Genomic DNA, 18,384 nt, shown 5'->3' on the forward strand with positions numbered 1-18,384 from the left:
TCAGCCGACCTTCTCCGCGTCCAGCATCCGCTGGATCAGCCGCCGCGCCTGCAGCGGGCCCGCGTCCACCTTCAGGTTCAGCTCGATCGGGTAGTCCGGCTCGTACGAGGAGATGATCTCCTCGATGGCCTCCGACGCGGCCACGTCCTGCTTGAACACCGCCTCGATCCCGTGCTGCATGAGCTCGGTGACCTCGGCGTCGTCGATCTTGTAGTCCCGCGCGTGGCACCAGAAGTAGTGCGTGGTGTTCCCCTTGGCGGGCGTGACGCAGTGGATCGCCTTCTGCGAGCACTTGCGCGAGTCGTCCGGGTCCCCGGTCGGCTTCGCCGAGACGTGGGTGATGTGGAAGGACGGGGCGAAGAACTCGGCGACCTGGCCGCGGTCGATCCGGCCGGTGATGCCCATCGTGCGGGTAAAGAACGGCGGGCAGTCGATGTCGTACATGGGCCGCGCGACCCGCACCACGGTGCCCTCGAAGTCGGCGGTCACCGGCGACTCGGCGATCTTCTCGGTGCCGATGGACCCGGCGTGCAGGAACTCCAGGTGCGAGAGGTCCAACAGGTTCTCGTTGAGCAGCTGGGCCCGCGCCTTCATCGGGAGCAGGCCGCGCACGGTAGCCCACTCCGGGTCGGTGATCCAGTGGTGGTCCGGGACCAGGCTCTCGTCGGCCTTGTCCGGGTCCCCCATCCAGATCCACACCAGACCCCAGCGCTCGAACAGCGGGAACCGGGTCACCTTGCACGCGGGCGGCACGTGGGTCTGCGAGGGGATGCGCTCGGCCCGGCCCTCGGAGTTGTAGAGGATGCCGTGGTAGCCGCACTCGATGTAGTCGTCCTTGAGCCTGCCCTTCGACAGCGGCATCTGCCGGTGGATGCACCGGTTCACCAGTGCGACGGGCTTGTCGTCCTCCTGCCTGCGGAACAGCACGACCGGCTCGTCGAGCAGCCAGCGGTCGAGCAGCGTGCGCCCGACCTCCTCGCTGTGCGCCGCGACATACCACTGGTTGCGCGGGTACCTGTCCGGGTACATGTGGTGGTCCCTTCGGTTCGGGTGGTCAGTGCGATGCCGGGTCGAGCTTCAGCGCGGAGACCGGGCAGGCGCGCACCGACTCGCCGACGCGCTCCCGCTCGCTCTCCTCGACCGCGTCCCGCAGCACGACGACGACCCCGTCGTCGTTCACGTCGAACACGTCGGGGGCCGCCAAGATGCAGTTGGCGTACCCCTCGCACTTGTCGTAGTCCGCGCCCACGTTCAGCACGGCGCTCCCCTCTCTCGGTCCGGTCAGTTCTCGGCGGGCGTCCAGGTCGCGAACGCGACGCCGGTGATGGCGTGGTGCAGCGGGATGTAGTCCAGGACGTCCGCGGGCACGTTCTCGAACGCCCCCGCAACGGTGATCCACGAGCGGATCTCGCCCGCCCCGCCGTGCAGGGTCTGGGACGGGAAGGTGAACAGGTTCCGCAGCGCGCGGGTGTCGCCGACGCGGATCCGGTCCAGCACCCACTCGTCGAGCTCGTCGTCCACCCAGCCGGCGCGGACGCCGAACGGGTCGTGCGATAGGCCGCCCGAGCCCACGACGACGACGCGCTCCGGGCGCTCCTGCGCCGCCCGGCCGATGGCCACGCCGAGGTCGTAGCAGCGCGCGCCGTCGGGCAGCGGCTCGTGGTAGGAGTTCAGGAACACCGGGACGACCGGGACCCCCAGCTCGTCGAGCCCGAGGAAGGCGGCGGGCCGGGTGAAAGCGTGTCCGATCCCCTCCGGCTTGCTCAGCGGCCGCAGCTCGGTCATGACGGCCGGGTCGAAGCCTTGGTCGATCAGCGACTTGGCCAGGAACAGCCCGAAGTCACCGGCGCACTTGAGGTCCACCCGGCGGTTGAGCCCGGGCTTCTCCCGGAACGCGACCAGGGTCTCCCCGCTGACCTCGTTACCGCAGTAGACCGCCAGCGTGGGGTTGACCGCCGGGCCGAAGACCTCATTCTGGTCGTCCCCGACGATCACCACGACGTCCGGCTCGACCGCCCGGATCCGCTCGCGCAACGTCGCGAGGTCCGCGTCGATGCGCGCCCGTGCCGCGTCGATGAACTCCGGGGTCTCCCGCGCGGCCGCCGCCGGTGGCGCCACCGCGCCGCGCATGCGTGCGTAGGTGGCGGGCCACTCCTCGAGCGGCAACAGGATGGTGGGGGTATGCGAGGCGCCGATTCCCTGGACAAGCATGAGATCCCTATTCCGAGTGGTCGAGGTAGAGCTTCCCGTCGACAGCCGTGACGGGATAGGCGTTGACCGGCGTCATGGCAGGCAATGAGCACGGCGAGCCGGTCTTGAGATCGAACCGCGAGAAGTGCAATGGGCACTCGACGTACCCGCCCTCGACCCAACCCTCGGCCAGCGACGCCTCGCCGTGGCTGCAGAGGTCCGCGAGGGCGCGGAACTGCCCGTCCTCGTCGCGGAATACCGCGACCGCTTCGGGTAGCTCGGCGTGGCGGACCCGCAGGCCTTCGTCATGGGGAACGTCGGCGGCGTCGCAGAGGTACACAAGCCCGGTCGAGGGGGGGTGCGTCACGTCCACGTCATCCCTTTCGTCAGTGTCGTCCGTACGTCGTCCGTACGCCGTCGTCCGTGCGTGTCGAGAGGACGGCGCCGTCAGGAGTTCAGGAAGTCCAGCGCGACGCGGTTGAACTCGTCCCGCTGCTCGACCTGGGCCCAGTGCCCGCACCGCTTGAGGACAAGCAGCCGCGACAAGGGGATCTCGCGCAGCAGCATCAGCCCGATCTCCAGCGGGTTGACCCGGTCCTCCCGGCCCCACACGATCAGCGTTTTCGCCTGGATCGTGTGCAGCTCGGGCTCCTGGTCGCGCCAGTAGGCCGAGCCGGCGACCGACGGCGTCGGCCGCTCCTGCGAGGCCCGCAGGCGCTCCTCGAAGGTCTCGGCCGGGAGCACGGAGGAGTCGTAGAGCATCACATCCACGAGCCGCTGGATCGTCTCCCGCGTCGGGTTCGCCGCCGCTGCGCGCAGGGCCCGGTGCCCCTCCGAGGGCTGGGGCACGTTCAGCGTCTTCAGCATGCCGCCCGAGCCCATCAGCACCAGGCGCTCGGTGCGCTCGGGATAGTCGACGGCGAATGCCATCGCCACTGTGCCGCCCATCGAGTTGCCGACGAAGCTGGCCTTCTCGATGCCCAAGGCGTCGAGCAGGTCCCGCAGCGCGCGGGCCCGGATCGTGGTCACCGGTTCCGAGTCGTCGGTGATCCCGTCGGACTTGCCGAACCCGAGCATGTCGACGAGCAGCGTGCGGTGGGACGCGGCGAACGCGTCCACGTTGCCGGAGAAGTTCGACCAGGCGCTGGCACCGGGGCCGGCGCCGTGCAGCATGATCACCGCCGGGCCCTCGCCCACGTCGTGGTAGTGGATCCGGTAGGGGCCCGCCTGGATGAACTTGCCCGTGCTCTGGTCGGTGACGACCGTCATGGATGCCTCCTTGGTGGCGATCGGGGTGCAGGCGTCAGAAGAAGATCGAGATTCCGCGCGGCAGGATGGTGGCGTCGAGGTGCACCTCGCGCCGGGCAAGCTTCCAGGTCCCGTCGACGGGGCGCAGGCGGTCGAGCCGCCTGCCCGCCCACCAGGCCTCGTCCCGCAGCTTGCGGGCCTGCCGCACCAGGAACGTGCTGCGCACCAGGACCTCGTTGGAGCCCTCGATGTCGTCTACGACGACGTTGCTGACGACATGGCAGGTCATGGACTCGGGCAGCTCGGAATGCGAGTAGCCGGTCTCGTCCTTGGCCAGCCGCACCTCGATCATGGTCCGGTCGTCCCGGATGATCGGGTGCCCGGCGGGAGCGACGTCGCCCTGGACGTACTCGCGCAGCGGCATCACGTACTCGACGTCGTCGGTGAGCCACTCGAGCCACTCCTTAAAGCGGCGTTCGTCGAGCAGGTGGGCCTCGCGGGCGAGCAGCTCCTCGATCTCCAGCTTCCGCTCCCAGTTCGCCACGGCGCTCACCCCCGGTCCATGAGCTCGAGCCAGTGCCGGTAGAACGCGCGCTGGTTGGCCTCGCTGGGGCTCGGGCCGACCTGGCCCGGGTAGCCCGCGGGGCCCTCGGTCTCGTGGCCGAGCTGCTGGCCGTAGTGGAAGGGCCGCGTCCGGTTCCGGTCCGGCACGGTGGCCTCAAGGATCCGCTCGAAGTTCTCCACGTCGTCCGGCGCGATCAGCCCGGCCGGGTGCTGGCCCTGGAACACGCGCTGCGCGGCGACCTCCTTAACGACCTGCGGGGCCTCGCGCTCGACCATGGTCCACTGCCAGGTCTCGTGCGCCTGCGCGCCGCGCGGGTGGAACTGCAGGAAGTGCCTGCCGACCAGCGGGGAGATGAACCCCATCAGCCCGGCGTTCGGGAACATCCCGGCGTGCATGAAGCCGTAGGGCCAGTCGGCGCGGCCCTCGAACGCCTTCTGCCGGACGTGGAAGCGGTGCTCGACCCACTCGACCGCCTCCGGCCCCAGCCGCTGCGCCTCGGCGTAGTCCCGCTTGTACACCTCCTGATCCATGACCAGCATGCCCATGCCGAACGGGGTCCGGCCGGGCTCGACGCCGGTGGCGGCGTTGAGGTGCGTCGAGTTGGTGCCCGACGGGTAGTCGATCATCGGGGCCAGGTTGCCCTGCTTCATGTAGTCCACGCAGACGCCGATCCACGCCACGTGTGTCGCCGTGTAGACGTGGTAGGTGTCGCCGAAGAAGTTCTCCGCGGCCAGCTTCCAGTTGCCCGGCGAGTGGTAGCGGTGGAAGCCGGGCAGGAGCTCCAGCCCGCCCAGGTCCTGCGACAGCACGAGGTTGTCCAGCCACCACCGGCCGTCCTCGCCCAGCCAGCTCTCCAGCTCCGGGGCGCCGGCGTCGAACGTGGCGAACAGCAGACCGCCGTAGTTCGCCACCTTGGCGACCTTCTCCAGGCCAAGCTGGGACTTGTCCACGCCCTCGCGGTAGGCGAAGTCCTCCACCGGGATGCCGTTGAGCGTGCCGTCGAGGCCGTAGCTCCAGCCGTGGTAGGAGCAGGCAAAGCCGCGCGCCTTCCCGCGGTCGAACAGGCAGACCTGGTTGCCCCGGTGGGAGCACTTGTTCACCAGGACGTGGATTTCGCCGCGGCGGTCCCGGCTGACGATCACCGGGACCTCGCCCATGTAGTTGGTGATGTAGGTCCCGGGCGTGGGGACCATCTGCTCGTGGCCGACGAGGAGCCAGGACCGGCCGAACACCCGCGCGGCTTCGGTCCGGTACACCTCCTCGTCGACGTGGATCGCCGGGGCGACCAGGCCGTTCTTCCAGTCGACGAGCACGTCCAGTTCGTTGAGGACGGTCATCTTTGACCCCTTAGTGACAGTGGTGGGAACTGCGTATCGGTTGTCGTTCCGCCGGGGCGACGCTGGCCCCCGGCCCAGTAGCTCAGTCGTCTCGGCCGTCGTGGTCGTCGCCGCCGACCAGCTGGGCGGCGTACTTCCCATAACCTCGTTGCACAAGCACCTCGACCACGACGGGGCGGCCCGCACGGACCGACTCCACCGCCTGGTCGAGGACCTTGACCAGCTCGGCGTCCGAGCCCACCGGGCCGTACGCCTCGATGCCCTGCCCGCGGGCCAGCCCGGCGAGGTCCGGTGCGGGCTCGTCGATCCGCAGGCCAATGTGGGCGTTCGCCAGCGGCCTGCCCCGGACCTCGGCGACCTTGGCCTGGTGGACCTCGTCGTTGAAGTACGAGCGGTTGTTGGCCACGACGATCAGGAACGGGATGTCGTGACGGGCCGCGGTCCACAGCGCCGTCACACCCATCAGGTAGTCCCCGTCCCCGAGCACGGCCACGGGGAGCCTGCCGCTGCCCCGCAGCGCCAGCGCGGCCCCGACGACGAGCCCGGGACCGGAGCCCACCCCGGCCCCGCCGTCCGCACCCAGGTGGGCGAGCGGCTCGGTGATGGGCCACTGGCTCGCGTCCCAGGAGATGGGCATGCGCACGAGGGTCACGGGCAGGTCCTCGGTGGCCTCGCGCAGCCGGACGGTGAGCGCGGCCAGGCTGAGCTCGTCGCCGTCCGTCACCGGCGCGGCGGGCGGCGCGACGCGCTCGGTGAGCGCGGGCCGACCGGTGTCCGGGAGCGCCCGCAGCAACGCGGTGACCGTGGGCCCCGACCGGCTCGGCAGCCGGACGTCGACCGGCGCGAGCACCTGGTCGTCCTTCGTCCACCCGCGGTGCAGGTGGAAGTCGCTGGTCGCGGCGATTACCTTCGCGGTCGGCTCGTCCCCAAACGCCTGCGCCAGCAGTCCGCCGAGGTCCACCCAGTCCAGGCTGAGCACCACGTCCGCCGACCGGATCACGTCGAGGATCGCCGGTGGCGCGATGAGCCCCGGGTGTCCCGCGTGCAGCGGGTGGTCCGTCGGGAAGCCCGCAGCGACCTTCAGGTCGGTGAGCACCGACGCGCCCAGCCGCTCGACGAGGGCGATCCGGTCGTCCCACTCCGCCTGGTCGCGGCTCGCCCGGCCCGCCAGGATCACCGTGCGCCCCGCCCCGGTGAGCAGCCGCACGGCCTCCAGGACGGCCTCCTCCGGCGGCGCGGCTGGCGCGACGGGCGCGAACCGGCTCACGTCGACCGCAGGGGCCGGCTCGGTGAGCCGCTGCTCCTGGACAGACACGTCGAAGCAGACGTAGACCGGCGCGGTGGGCTGGGTGCGGGTGATCTGATTCGCCCGCAGCACCGACGTCACTGACGCCTGCACCGACGCGGGCTGGTCGTCCCACTTGACGAACGGCCGCACCAGCGCGCCCTGGTCGGCGGAGGTGTGGATCCAGTCGATCCACGGCCGCCGCTCGGCCGCGTCCACTGGGCCGGTCGCGCCGAGCAGCAGCAGCGGCGCCCGGTCGAGGTAGGCGTTGTAGACCGCCATGCTCGCGTGCATCAGGCCCACGTTGCTGTGCACCGCGGCGGCCATTGGCATGTCGGTGACCTTCGAGTAACCGTGGGCGATCGCGACCGCGTGCTCCTCGTGCAGGCACAGCAGCATCTCGGGATCGGTATTGCCCAGCAAGTTCACCAGGCTGTCGTGCAGCCCGCGGTAGCTCGATCCCGGGTTCAGGGCGATGTAGGGCACGCCAGTGGCCCGCAGCGCCGCGGCGATCGCGTCACTGCCCCAGGCCACCTCCGGCTCCTCGACCGTCACCGGGCACCCGCCCGGACGAGCGCGACCCGCTCAGCGCATGACATTGATGCTCTTGACAGTGGTGTAGCTGAGCAGCTCATCAACGCCCTCCTCTCGGCCGATCCCCGAGTTCTTGACCCCGCCGTACGGCACACCGGGGAAGTGCCGGGACGAACCGTTGACCCACACGAACCCGGCCTCGAGCTCGTCGGCGACCCGGTGGGCCCGCCGGATGTCGTTGGTCCACACGGCGGCGGTGAGGCCATAGTCGAGCGAGTTGGCGAGCGCCACCGCCTCCCCCTCGTCCTTCCAGCGCAGGACCGAGAGCACCGGGCCGAACACCTCCTCCTGCGCGACACGCGCGGAGGGCTCGACCGCCAGCACGGTCGGCTCGATGAAGTAGCCACGGTCGAGGTGGGCGGGGCGACCCCCGCCGGTCAGCAGCTCGGCGCCCTCGGCCCGCGCGTCCTCGATCACCTTCAGGATGCGCTCGTGGTGCGGCCGGGAGATCACCGTGCCCATCTCGCTCACCGGGTCGAGCGGTGAGGTGATGGTGAGCTCGCCGAGCAGGCGCACGACCTCGTTCACGACCTCATCCGCCACCGACTCGTGCACCAGCAGCCGCGAGGTCGACCCGCAGGACTGTCCGGCCCAGGTGAAGTTCATCCCGGCGACTGCGGAACGGGCCACCTCGAGGGGGTCCGCGTCGGGGAAGGCCAGCAGGGCGTTCTTGCCGCCCAGCTCGAGAGTGACCTCCTTGACCCCGGTGCCCGCCGCGTCCCGCTGGATGGCCGTGCCGGTGCCCACGCTGCCGATGAAGCCGATCCGGCGGACCGCCTTGTGGCGCACCAGGGCCCGCGGTGCCTCCGGCCCGTCGCCGACGACGATCGACAGCACGCCGGGCGGCAGCACCTCCTTGGCCACCTCGCCGAACAGCAGCGCCGACAGCGGCGCGAGCTCCGGCGGCTTGAGCACGACCGTGTTGCCGGCGACCAGGGCCGCCGCGATCTTGCCCGCGGCGAACATGAATGGATGGTTGAACGGCACGATCCGCGCGACCACGCCGAACGGCTCTCGCACCGTCAGGTGCAGGTTCTCGCTCGCCGGGATCGTGTTGCCCTTCAGCTCCAGCGCCAGCCCGGCGAAGACCCGCAGGCCCGCGGACGCCCTGGCGGCGTCGGCGCGCATCTCGGTGATCGGCGAGCCCGCGTCGATCGCGTCGAGCAGCGCGAAGTCGTCCGCCCGCTCGTCGATCGCGTCCGCGAGCGCCTCTGCGTAGCGGGCCCGCTCCAGCACCGGGGTGCGGCGCCAGTCGCGGGCCGCGGCGGACGCGGCGGCGACGGCCGCCTCGACGTCCTCCTCCCCCGCGTCGGGCACCTCGGCGATGGGCTGCTCGGTGTATGGGCTCTGCACCGTGAAGGTGCGGCCCGAGCGGGCCGGGACCAGCCCGTCCCCGACGAGCAGGCGCCAGTCCCGCGCGAGCAGCTGCGCGACGCGGGCCTCGTTGGCCCGGAGCGCCGCGCCCTCCTGTGCCGGAGAGCCCTGCACCACGGTCATTCGCTGTTCCCTCTCGCCGCCAGGTTGCCCAGCGCCGCGACGAACAGCGCACTGCCGGTGTCGAAGCCCTGCTGGGCCAGACCCGAGCGCTGGAAGGGCGGCATCGCCGACTCGATCCGCGCGTACATCCGCTCGACCTCCTCGGGCAGGTCGTGGTCCTGCCAGAACGACAGGTCGCCGTAGCCGTGGTCGTAGTTCCACTCCGGGACGGGGTAGAGCCGCCCGGTGACGCCCTGCTCGGCCTGCCCGGCGAGGAACAGGGTGATCGGCAGCAGGTGCTCGGAGACCACCGGCCGCATGAAGTAGGTCTGGCCGACGCCGTCGTAGGCGCGGGCGGTGTCGTCGAACCAGGAGGCCCGGGTGTGGCCGGGCATGACCGAGTTGATCGAGACGCCCTTGGCACGCACCTCCTCGGCCAGGTAGAAGGCGAACGTCGTGACGGCCGCCTTCGCCGCCTGGTAGGGCATCTCCACCGTGTACGGCCGCGCGGCGTAGTAGCCGCCGCCGGTGGAGTGCGACAGGATGCCGCTGCTCACCACGTTGATCACGCTGCCGCTGCCCCGCTCGGCCATGGCGCTGACAAACCGGCGGGTGATCGCGACCGCGCCGAAGACGTTGACGTCGAACATGGCGCGCCAGTCCTCGTCGGTGGTCTCCAGCGTGGCCCGGCGGCCCCAGGGCCGGAACAGCGTCTCCGAGACCAGCGCCGCGTTGTTGATCAGGACGTCTGCGTGGCCGTACTTCTCGACGACCGCGGTGTGGGCGGCCTCGATGGCCGCCTCGCTGGTGATGTCAGTCTCCAGCGCGAGGCCGCCCGCGTCCTCGAGGCGCTTGCGGTGGACGTCCGCGCCGTCCCAGGTCTTGTCCAGGGCGGCGACCTTCGCACCCACCGTCGCCAGGGTGTCGGCCAGCACTGCGCCGATCCCCCTGGCCGCGCCGGTCACCACGGCGACCTGACCCTCGAGGCTGCCGCCAAACTCGGCCACCGCCCGGTCCACCGCGGCGGTCTGCGCCCGACGCACGGCCTCGGCCGTCGTCCCCGTCTGAGATTCCACGGACTCACTCATCGACCTTCACACTCCCGGATCTCGTGCGGGGCGCCGATTCGTGACCGGTCGACGCCCTCGCTGGCGGCGGTTGACAGCTCGATGCTAGAACCGCCAGACATCTTCGTCCATGACATAGAATGGATATCTTCTCTTCGTTGGAGGTATAGATGGATGTTCGCCAACTCCGCTACCTCGTCGAGGTCATCGACGCGGGCTCGTTCCTCGGTGCCTCGGCCCGCTTGGACACCGCGCAGCCGTCGGTGTGGCGCCAGGTGAAGGCCCTGGAGAAGGAGCTCGGCGTCCCGCTGTTCGAACGGTCCGGGCGCAGCGTGCAGCCGACCAGCGCGGGGCTGCTGCTGCGCCCGCTGGCCGAGCAGGTCCTTGCAAGCGCGGACAAGCTTGTCGACCTGGCCGTCGAGGTAAGGCACGGCCGGGCGGGCATCGTCACGGTGGAGTGCGCCTACCCGCACCTGCACCGGTTCCTGGCCCCGCTGATCGGCGGGTTCCACTCTCTGCAGCCCGATGTCAAGGTTGCCATCCACGGCCTCCCCGGCCTGCCGGAGGTGGAGCGGGTCGTCGACGGCGACGCCGACGTGGTCACCTGCCTCCCCCGGGTCGACCCTCGGATCGCGGGCATCGAACTGGGCCAGGCGCGGATCGTCGTGGTCGTGCCGGAGGAGCACCCGTGGCGCAGGCGTCCCACGGTCGACGTCACCGAGCTGGCAGGAGTCCCCGTCCTGGTCGGCCCGAGCTTCAGTCTGAGCCGCAACCTGCTCGAACCCCCGCTGCGAGCGCGGGGCCTTGCACTCGACATCGTGTACGAGTCGCACGACTTCGCGTCCCTCGCCGCTTTGGCCAGGGCCGGCCTGGGCGTCGCGGTAGTGGCCGACGACCATCTGCCCGGCGAACCCATCGACCACGACTGGCCCCGCCTCCACGACGGTGAGACCTCGATGGCCACCCCGGTGTGGCTGTACTGGTCCACGCAGCGACCGCTGTCCCCCGCCGTCAACGGGTTCGTACGCCACGTCCAGAAGACGGTCCCCGGGTGACCGTGTGTTCCCGGCGCCACACTGGGCCATGAGACACCCTCCTCGACGACACCAACGGCCTAATAGTCTGTTGTCTTACCATAAGACCGCAAGGTGCGTTCAGAGTCGGGGAGACGCTCCTACTTCCAGGGTGCGGTCGAGAGAGCGAAGAAGTAAGGCGTCCGTTCGCGGCAGGAGCCTGACCGATCCCCGGGATCGGCGCCTATGGCTGTTCCACTCACTGAAACAAGCCGCGTGGGGCGAGACCGAACGCCCGCACCCGAGATACCCGAAGTCATCGGGAGCCGACGGGCCACCACCCACCTCACGAAGCAGGACGAGCCCGACGGCGCGATGATGAGCCGGATGCCGTCGCCGTCGAAGTCGATCGCAACCTCCTGCGAACGGGCCACCCGGTGCCTGTCGGCGACGATGCCGGATGGATCACGCCTCGACGCTGCGCCACACCCGCCGAGACCCTCTTCGACCCCGGGTTCGTCCTGCATGGGGTGGGGGCAGCCCGTGGGCGGCACGTACGTCGGGGTGCCCGCGGCCCTGAAGCATGTCGTGCAAATGAACGAGCTCTGCGAGGGAACCCTGAGGGCCGTGCCGTCCGGCATCCACGCGAACGTCCTGTGGGCGATGGTGGCCCAGCGCATGTCGGCACGGCGCGCGCGCCGCACGCTCGACATGGACGTGGTGGGCTTCTGGCCTTCAGCCCGACGGCTGAGCACGGGGAGATCGTCGCCGACCCCGCGGCGTGGGGCGAGTTCTGGGACGGCTGAGCGCCGCCCCGACGGGGGCCGGTCACCCGACCGGCCCCGTCACCTGTACGGAAGCGCCACCGATATCCCAAGCAGAAGACGACCGATGGCACTGCGCGAGCCCTGCAGAAAGTCTACGAAGGCGACTACGACCTGCTGTTCGCCAGTCTGACCGACGACTTCATCTGGCGGGAACCTCATCGGGGGCGACAAGGTCGGGGACGCCTTCCGCGCCCACATCGACCGATCACCGCGCTCACCGACGGCGGGCGCCTTCACGAGGAGCTGCAGAACATGTTCCTCGCCAACGAGACCTGGGCCCCGATGGTGTACCGGATGACCGCGGAACGCAGCGGCAAGAAACTGGACACCTTGGGGCTTCGGCATCTGCCACGCCGCGCGGACGGGCGGCTGACCGACCACCTGAGACACGCTCTAGGTGTACTGACCGGAGACGTTGGTCGAACTCGTGTGACGACACGATCTAGCTGATCTTGAAGGGTGAGGACCTCCTGCGGAGGGTGTGGAGCTGTCGAAGGCACCCGCACCCACAACCACAGGAGGTCCTCGTGGTCCACGCTAACGCTCCACTGTCCGAACGCGGCCGACTGCGCCTGGCGCGTCTGATCGTCGAGGGCGACGTGCCGATCGCTGCGGCCGCTGCCCGGTTCCAGGTGGCCTGGCCGACCGCGAAACGCTGGGCCGACCGCTACCGCCTCGACGGCCCGGCCGGCATGGCCGATCGCTCCAGCCGGCCGCACCACTCGCCGCGGGCGACGCCGGCACCGGTGGTGCGCCGGATCGTGCACCTGCGCTGGAAGAAGCGCCTGGGCCCGGTCCAGATCGCCGACCGGGTCGGTGTCGCTGCCTCGACCGTGCACCGGGTGCTGGTGCGGTGTCGGATCAACCGCCTCGCCCATGTCGACCGCGCCACCGGAGAACCGGTGCGTCGCTACGAACACCCCGCCCCCGGGGATCTGCTGCACGTGGATGTGAAGAAGCTGGGCAACATCCCCGACGGCGGCGGCTGGCGCTATGTCGGGCGCGCCCAGGGAGACCGCAACCGGGCCGCGACCCCTGGGAAACTTCGCAACGCCCACCACCAGGCGAAGATGGGCACGGCGTTCGTGCACACCGTGCTCGACGACCACTCCCGCCTGGCCTACGCCGAGATCCACGACGACGAAACCGCCGCCACCGCGATCGCTGTGCTGCGCCGCGCGGTGGCCTGGTTCTCCGCCCGCGGGGTCACCACCCGCCGAGTCCTGTCCGACAACGGCTCGGCCTACCGCTCCCACGCCTGGCGCGACACCTGCCACGCGCTGCGGATCACCCCGAAACGCACCCGTCCCTACGCCCACAGACCAACGGAAAGATCGAACGGTTCCACCGCACTCTCGCCGACGGCTGGGCCTTCGCCCGGCTCTACACCGGCGAGTCGCAACGCCGAAAGGCGCTACCCGGGTGGCTGCACGAGTACAACCACCACAGGCCCCACACCGCCATCGGTGGTCTCCCACCGATCAGCAGGTTGACCAACCTGTCCGGGCAGTACATCTAGGTGTGATGTCCGGGGAGGTTGTACCGCCCGGGATCGGTGAGTCTGGCTGACAGACGAAGGCCTCCGGTTGTGAAGTGGAGCTGTCGAGGAACCGCTTCACCGACCGGAGGCCTTCGTGTCCCACGCTAACGCCGCGCTGACCCCGCGCGCCCGGTTGAGGCTCGCTCAGCTCGTCGTCGATCATGGTTGGACCTACGCCGCGGCCGCGAAGATGTTCATGGTCTCGGCGCGGACCGCGAAGAAGTGGGCCGACCGCTACCGGGCCGAAGGGGCGGCCGGGATGCTCGACCGCAGCTCACGGCCACACTCGTCCCCGACCAGGACCGGCCCCCGGCTCGTGCGGCGGATCGTGCGGCTGCGCCGGCGCCACCGGCTGGGTCCGGTCCAGATCGGCGGGCGGCTGGGTATGGCCGCCTCGACCGTGCACGCGGTCCTGGTGCGCTGTGAGATCAACCGGCTGTCCCGGATCGACCGGGTCACCGGGGAACCGTTGCGCCGCTACGAGCACCCCCACCCGGGCTCGTTGATCCATGTCGATGTCACCAAGTTCGCCAACATCCCCGACGGCGGGGGCTGGCGCTACCAGGGACGACAGCAGGGCCGCCGCAACCAGGAGGCCACCGCGCGACGCACCGGTGCCCGAGGCAGCGCCTACCGCCCGGTGATCGGGACCGCGTTCGTGCACACCGTGATCGACGACCACTCCCGCACCGCCTACGCCGAGATCTGTACTGATGAGAAGGCCGCCACCGCGATCGGCGTGCTCGAGCGCGCGGTCGCCTGGTTCGCCGAGCGCGGCGTCACCGTCGAGCGGTCCTGTCCGACAACGGCTCGGCCTACAAGTCCCACGCCTGGCGCGACGCCTGCGCCGAGCCGGCCATCACCCACAAACGGACCCGCCCCTACCGGCCCCAGACCAACGGAAAGATCGAAAGATTCCACCGCACCCTGGCCGACGGGTGGGCCTACGCCCGGCTCTACGACTCAACCCGGCAACGCGACGACGCCCTGCCCGGCTGGCTGCACTTCTACAATCACCACCGCGCTCACTCCGCCATCGGCGGCCGACCACCGGTCACCCGGCTGACCAACCTCCCCGGACATCACATCTAGCCATTCCCGTAATGGCATGACATCATACCGCTGCCTGCGATGGTCCGCGCGGAGCGGAAACCTGTGTCGGGCGCGGGCGAGGAGGCTGCCGTCGATGTCACGGAGCGCCGCCCGGCCTGGGAGCACCCTGATCCTCCTGCGTCACGGGCACAGCGAGGGCAACCGAACGGGTGCCTTCAGCGGCTGGTTGGACGTCCCCCTCAGCCCGCGCGGTCGCGTCGAGGCCGCGCGGGCCGGGTCGTTGCTGCTCGACCACGGGTGCGCGCCCGCCGTCGTGCACACCTCGGTCCTGGACCGTTCGGTGCGGACGGCGAAGCTCGTGGTGGACGTCCTGGCCCAGGCCGGGCTCCCGCGCCCGTCGATCGCGCGGACCTGGCGGCTGAACGAACGCCATTACGGCGCGCTCCAGGGGCGCGACCGACGCGAGATCCTCAAGCGGTTCGGCGAGGACCAGGTCCACCGGTGGCGGCGCTCGTACCGGGAGGCCCCACCTCCGCTGGATCCGGACGACCCGGCCCACCCGACCGCCGATCCGCGCTACGCGGCGGTCCCGCGCGAGCTGTTGCCCGCCACGGAGTCGCTGGCCGACGTGTGCGCGCGGCTGAACGGGTACTGGCCCGTCATCGCCGCCGACCTCCGGGCGGGCCGTACCGTCCTGGTCGTCGGGCACAGCAACTCCCTCCGGGCGCTGTGCCTGCTGCTCGACGGTCTCGCCGAGGCCGAGGTGGAGGGGCTGAACCTCCCCACGGGCGTCCCGCTCCGCTACCTGCTCGGCCCCGATCTGCGTCCCCGCCGACCGGGTGGGGAATACCTGGATCCCGACGCGGCCAAGACCGGCATCGCGGAGGTCGTCGCCCAGGGCACCAAGAACCACGTCGCCGCGGGCGACCGGAGAGGAGAGCGATCTATGCAGTCCGCGAACCGACACGCGGGAACACCAGGAACCGCCATCGTGGGAGCGTCGGTCGGGGGGGTCCGCACAGCGCAGGCGTTGCGGGCCACCGGCTACGAGCACGAGATCGTGCTTGTCGGCGAGGAGGCCGCACTCCCCTACGACAAGCCGCCGTTGTCGAAGGCCGTGCTGGCGGGGACCCGGGGGGTGGAGGACATCGTCCTGCTCTCCCGGGAGGAGGCCGAGGCGCTCGGGATCCGCCTAGAGCTGGGTCGAGCAGCCGTCGGCGTCGACCGGGACGAGCGCGAGGTCGAGCTCTCCGACGGGACGCGTTTGCCCTTCTCCGATCTTGTTGTGGCCACCGGTGCGCGGGCCCGGCCGTCTCCGTGGGGAACCCCTGCCGGGGTGCACGTGCTCCGCAGCGCCGACGACGCCATGGCCCTCGGCGAGGACCTCCGTCGCGGCGGGCACCTCGTGGTGATCGGCGCCGGGTTCGTCGGCGCCGAGGTGGCGGCGTCCGCGCGGACGCTCGGAGTGGCCGAGGTGACCGTGGTTGACCCCGTCCCAGTCCCGCTGAGCCGGGTCCTGAACCCGGAGATCGCCGAGATCGTCGGAGCCCTGCATCGTGATCGGGGTGTCGCGACCCGGTTCGGCGTCGGGGTCGACGGGATCGAGGAGTCGGGCGCCGGGCTGACGGTCCGGCTCTCTGACGGCTCCCGCATCCCCGCGGACACCGTCGTCGTCGGGATCGGCGCCGTGCCCAACGACGAGTGGCTCGCCGGATCGGGGATCAGCCGCGCCGACGGCGTGCTGTGTGACGCCCACAGCCGCTCGATCGACGACCCGCACGTCTGGGCCGTCGGCGACGTGGCGCGCTGGCACCATCCGGACCGTGCGCATCCGGTCCGGGTGGAGCATTGGACCAACGCGGTCGAGCAGGCCACGTGCGTGGCACACAACATCGCTCACCCGGACGACCTCCACGTCCACGCCCCGCTCGAGTACGTCTGGAGCGACCAGTACGACTGGAAGCTACAGCTGGTCGGGCGCACCGGTGGCGCCCTCGCCTTCGAGCGTGTCGACGGAGCTGACCCCACACGCTCGTTCGCCGTCCTCTACAGCGACGCCGACGCCACGTTCGTCGGGGCGCTGACGGTGAACTGGCCGAGGGCGCTGGTGGCGTGCCGGCGCACGCTCGGCCGGGGGGGCGCGTCCCTCGCCGCGGCACGCGAGGCCCTGCTGTCGGGAACGTCGCGCTCGGCGCTGGGCGACCGCCGTCATCCGTCCCTTCCCGCAGCCGGACAGTAGCCGCACAGATCGCCGCCCCCTTCTCCGATGGACCTCGGTGCACCGGCGCCGTGCACCATCCCGCCACTGATCACCGACGATCGCGAGGACACCATCCATGAACACCGCACGGTTCTACGGGGGCCCGGCCCCTCGACCCGAACGACCCTCCCGACGCGACGAGCGCGCCGAGCCGTCGGCCGCAGGGCGCCCACCGATCGGAGAGGTCCGATGACGCTGCCCGATCCGGCCACGAGGTCCACCGGCCGCACGGTCCTCCTGCTCGCCTTCCTGATGCTGTTCTTCGACGGCTACGACCTGTTCGCGCTGGGCACCGTCGGCCCGTCGCTGGTGACCTACGAGCCGTGGGGCGGGACCGCGGCCACGCTGGGCACCGTCGCTGCCATCACCGGTGCAGGCATGCCGATCGGCGCGGTCCTGGCCGGTTGGCTGAGTGACCGCACGGGCCGCAGGCTGCCCGTCACCATCGCCATGGCGCTCATCTCCTTCTCGATGCTGGTCGCCGCGATAGCCCCGACGCTCGCGCTGTTCAGCGCCGCCCGGTTCCTCACCGGCATCTCGATCGGTGCCCTCACCCCGCTCATCGGGGCGCTGGTGTCCGACCACGCACCGAAGACCTCACGCACGCTGCACATCGGGACCTCCTTCGCCGCGCTGGGGATCGGTGGTTCCGTCTCCGCCTTCCTTGGGGCCCTCCTCCTGCCCGAGGTCCATTTCCAGTGGCTGTTCCTCCCCGGCGTTCTGCCGTTGCTGCTGATCTGGCCGCTGTGGCGGCTCTTGCCCGCCGGCGTCCCGCAGGATCAGCCGGAGCCTGGCGACGAGCGCCGCGCGCCGCACCCGCGCGAGCTCTTCTCCGCACCGCTGCTCCGGGCGACGGTGCTGACCTGGGCGGCCACCTTCCTGTCCCTGGCGCTGGTCTTCTCGACCAGCAGTTGGTTGCCGACCGTCCTGCTGCGCAACGGATATGCGATGACCTCTGCGCTGCAGTTCACGGTGGCCTTCACCATCGGGGCATCGCTCGGCGTCGTCGGGTTGGGCTGGCTGGCCGACCGAGGACACCTGCGAGTGGCCACCGTCGGCGGGTTCGCAGTGGCGGCCGCGGTCCTCATCCTCCTCCCGTTCGCCCGCGAGCAGTCCCCCGCCGTCATCTACGTGCTGTGCGGGCTCGCCGGCGTCGGCTCCCTCGCGGGCCAGGCACTGGTGGTGGCCTGCGTCGTGGACGTCTACCCGGCCCGACTGCGAGGCACGGCCCTGGGCTTCGGGCAGGGCTTCGGCAGGTTCGGCGCGATCGTCGGACCGGTGTACCTCGCGGTGATGACGACGGTGTTCGCAACGCCGTACGCGGGCTTCTTCGCCTTCGCGTTGATTGCCCTCCTGGGAGGCCTCGCCATCATCCTGCTCCCGCGTCGGAGGGTGGTGGAGTCGGCTCCACCAAGGCCGAACGGTACGCCGGCGGCCGAGCAGGGCCAGCGCACGAGGTGACGATGTGGACCGTCCCTGGCCTCGTGGAGGCTTTGATATGAGCCCGGGTCGGCGGGCCCACTCAGGCTACCGGCGCAGATGGGTGGACGAACCGACGGGGCGAGTCACCGAGGATGAGCCGACAACCAGGGCATTGAGCCTTTGCCAACCTGATCACGCGCTGGCGATCATGAGGGTCTGAACTGCGGCGATGAGCCTGTCGGCGGTGTTCGGGCTGGACCGGATCTTGCGCAGGACTCGCCAGTTCTTCAGCTCGGCGTTGGCCCGCTCACCCGGTCCGCGACGGTGGGCGTGGGCGGTGTTCACGTCCTTCTGGTGTCGCGACAGCTTCCGGAATCGGCCGGTGTCGGGGTCCTTGCGTCGACGCCGCTGCGGCACGGCGACTGTAGGACCGGCGCCTTGGTAGGCGGTGTCGGCCGCGGCGGGGATCTCATGCTCGGCCAGGGCGTCGATGATCCCGTGCTCGCG

General features: G+C 70.6%; 14 protein-coding genes and 4 pseudogenes. 7 read left to right on the forward strand and 11 right to left on the reverse strand.

All coding sequences use genetic code 11. The features are described from left to right. The 10 genes from BM093_RS27675 to BM093_RS27720 all read right to left on the reverse strand — a co-directional run bounded on the left by BM093_RS27675 (position 1) and on the right by BM093_RS27720 (position 9,771). Positions 1-1,029, reverse strand: a complete 1,029-nt coding sequence (locus BM093_RS27675) for an aromatic ring-hydroxylating oxygenase subunit alpha (RefSeq protein WP_093352558.1) — start codon at positions 1,027-1,029, stop codon at positions 1-3. A gap of 25 nt (positions 1,030-1,054) precedes the next feature. Then, on the reverse strand, positions 1,055-1,258 hold the full coding sequence (locus tag BM093_RS27680) for a ferredoxin (RefSeq protein WP_093352563.1): 204 nt from the start codon (positions 1,256-1,258) through the stop codon (positions 1,055-1,057). A gap of 23 nt (positions 1,259-1,281) precedes the next feature. Then, complete coding sequence (locus BM093_RS27685) at positions 1,282-2,211, reverse strand: DODA-type extradiol aromatic ring-opening family dioxygenase (protein WP_093352569.1); 930 nt, start codon at positions 2,209-2,211, stop codon at positions 1,282-1,284. A gap of 7 nt (positions 2,212-2,218) precedes the next feature. Beyond that, on the reverse strand, positions 2,219-2,563 hold the full coding sequence (locus BM093_RS27690) for a non-heme iron oxygenase ferredoxin subunit (protein WP_245773843.1): 345 nt from the start codon (positions 2,561-2,563) through the stop codon (positions 2,219-2,221). Between the two features lie 74 nt (positions 2,564-2,637). Next, entirely contained in the window at positions 2,638-3,459 is an 822-nt protein-coding gene (locus BM093_RS27695) for an alpha/beta fold hydrolase (protein ID WP_093352574.1), read from the reverse strand. A gap of 34 nt (positions 3,460-3,493) precedes the next feature. After that, positions 3,494-3,991, reverse strand: coding sequence for an aromatic-ring-hydroxylating dioxygenase subunit beta (locus BM093_RS27700; RefSeq protein WP_177238740.1), 498 nt, complete (start codon positions 3,989-3,991; stop codon positions 3,494-3,496). Next, the gene (locus BM093_RS27705) at positions 3,988-5,340 is read right to left on the reverse strand and encodes an aromatic ring-hydroxylating oxygenase subunit alpha (RefSeq protein ID WP_177238741.1); all 1,353 of its coding nucleotides are present in this window, start codon (positions 5,338-5,340) and stop codon (positions 3,988-3,990) included. Before BM093_RS27705 ends, BM093_RS27700 begins: the two co-directional genes overlap by 4 nt. A gap of 82 nt (positions 5,341-5,422) precedes the next feature. Continuing rightward, on the reverse strand, positions 5,423-7,180 hold the full coding sequence (locus tag BM093_RS27710; protein ID WP_093352588.1) for a thiamine pyrophosphate-binding protein: 1,758 nt from the start codon (positions 7,178-7,180) through the stop codon (positions 5,423-5,425). 30 nt (positions 7,181-7,210) lie between these two features. After that, positions 7,211-8,716, reverse strand: coding sequence for an aldehyde dehydrogenase family protein (locus BM093_RS27715; RefSeq protein WP_093352593.1), 1,506 nt, complete (start codon positions 8,714-8,716; stop codon positions 7,211-7,213). Beyond that, entirely contained in the window at positions 8,713-9,771 is a 1,059-nt protein-coding gene (locus BM093_RS27720; protein WP_218162955.1) for an SDR family NAD(P)-dependent oxidoreductase, read from the reverse strand. The genes BM093_RS27715 and BM093_RS27720 overlap by 4 nt, the downstream gene beginning before the upstream one ends. Positions 9,772-9,932: 161 nt before the next feature. On the opposite strand from BM093_RS27720, the gene BM093_RS27725 reads away from it, so the two are divergent. The 7 genes and pseudogenes from BM093_RS27725 (at position 9,933) to BM093_RS27750 (ending at position 17,916) form a co-directional block, all read left to right on the forward strand. Further along, complete coding sequence (locus tag BM093_RS27725) at positions 9,933-10,817, forward strand: LysR family transcriptional regulator (RefSeq protein WP_093352601.1); 885 nt, start codon at positions 9,933-9,935, stop codon at positions 10,815-10,817. Between the two features lie 1,312 nt (positions 10,818-12,129). Further along, positions 12,130-13,121 (forward strand): annotated as a pseudogene (locus tag BM093_RS27735) (IS481 family transposase). A gap of 115 nt (positions 13,122-13,236) precedes the next feature. Further along, positions 13,237-14,234: pseudogene (locus BM093_RS27740) on the forward strand (IS481 family transposase). A 94-nt stretch (positions 14,235-14,328) separates the two neighbouring features. Next, positions 14,329-15,096, forward strand: a pseudogene (locus BM093_RS38420) (2,3-bisphosphoglycerate-dependent phosphoglycerate mutase); the annotation flags it as partial. A 96-nt stretch (positions 15,097-15,192) separates the two neighbouring features. Further along, positions 15,193-16,056 (forward strand): annotated as a pseudogene (locus tag BM093_RS38425) (NAD(P)/FAD-dependent oxidoreductase); the annotation flags it as partial. An 18-nt stretch (positions 16,057-16,074) separates the two neighbouring features. Next, positions 16,075-16,434 (forward strand): oxidoreductase C-terminal domain-containing protein, encoded by a 360-nt coding sequence (locus BM093_RS38430; RefSeq protein ID WP_425439205.1) that lies wholly within the window; start codon positions 16,075-16,077, stop codon positions 16,432-16,434. A gap of 210 nt (positions 16,435-16,644) precedes the next feature. Continuing rightward, positions 16,645-17,916, forward strand: coding sequence for an MFS transporter (locus tag BM093_RS27750; RefSeq protein WP_177238743.1), 1,272 nt, complete (start codon positions 16,645-16,647; stop codon positions 17,914-17,916). Positions 17,917-18,069: 153 nt separating this feature from the next. On the opposite strand, the gene BM093_RS37595 is transcribed toward BM093_RS27750, so the two are convergent. Then, positions 18,070-18,384: transposase family protein (locus tag BM093_RS37595; protein WP_342743045.1), on the reverse strand; the 315-nt coding region annotated here is incomplete at its 5' end.

The organism is Pseudonocardia ammonioxydans (assembly GCF_900115005.1).
Lineage (GTDB): Bacteria > Actinomycetota > Actinomycetes > Mycobacteriales > Pseudonocardiaceae > Pseudonocardia > Pseudonocardia ammonioxydans.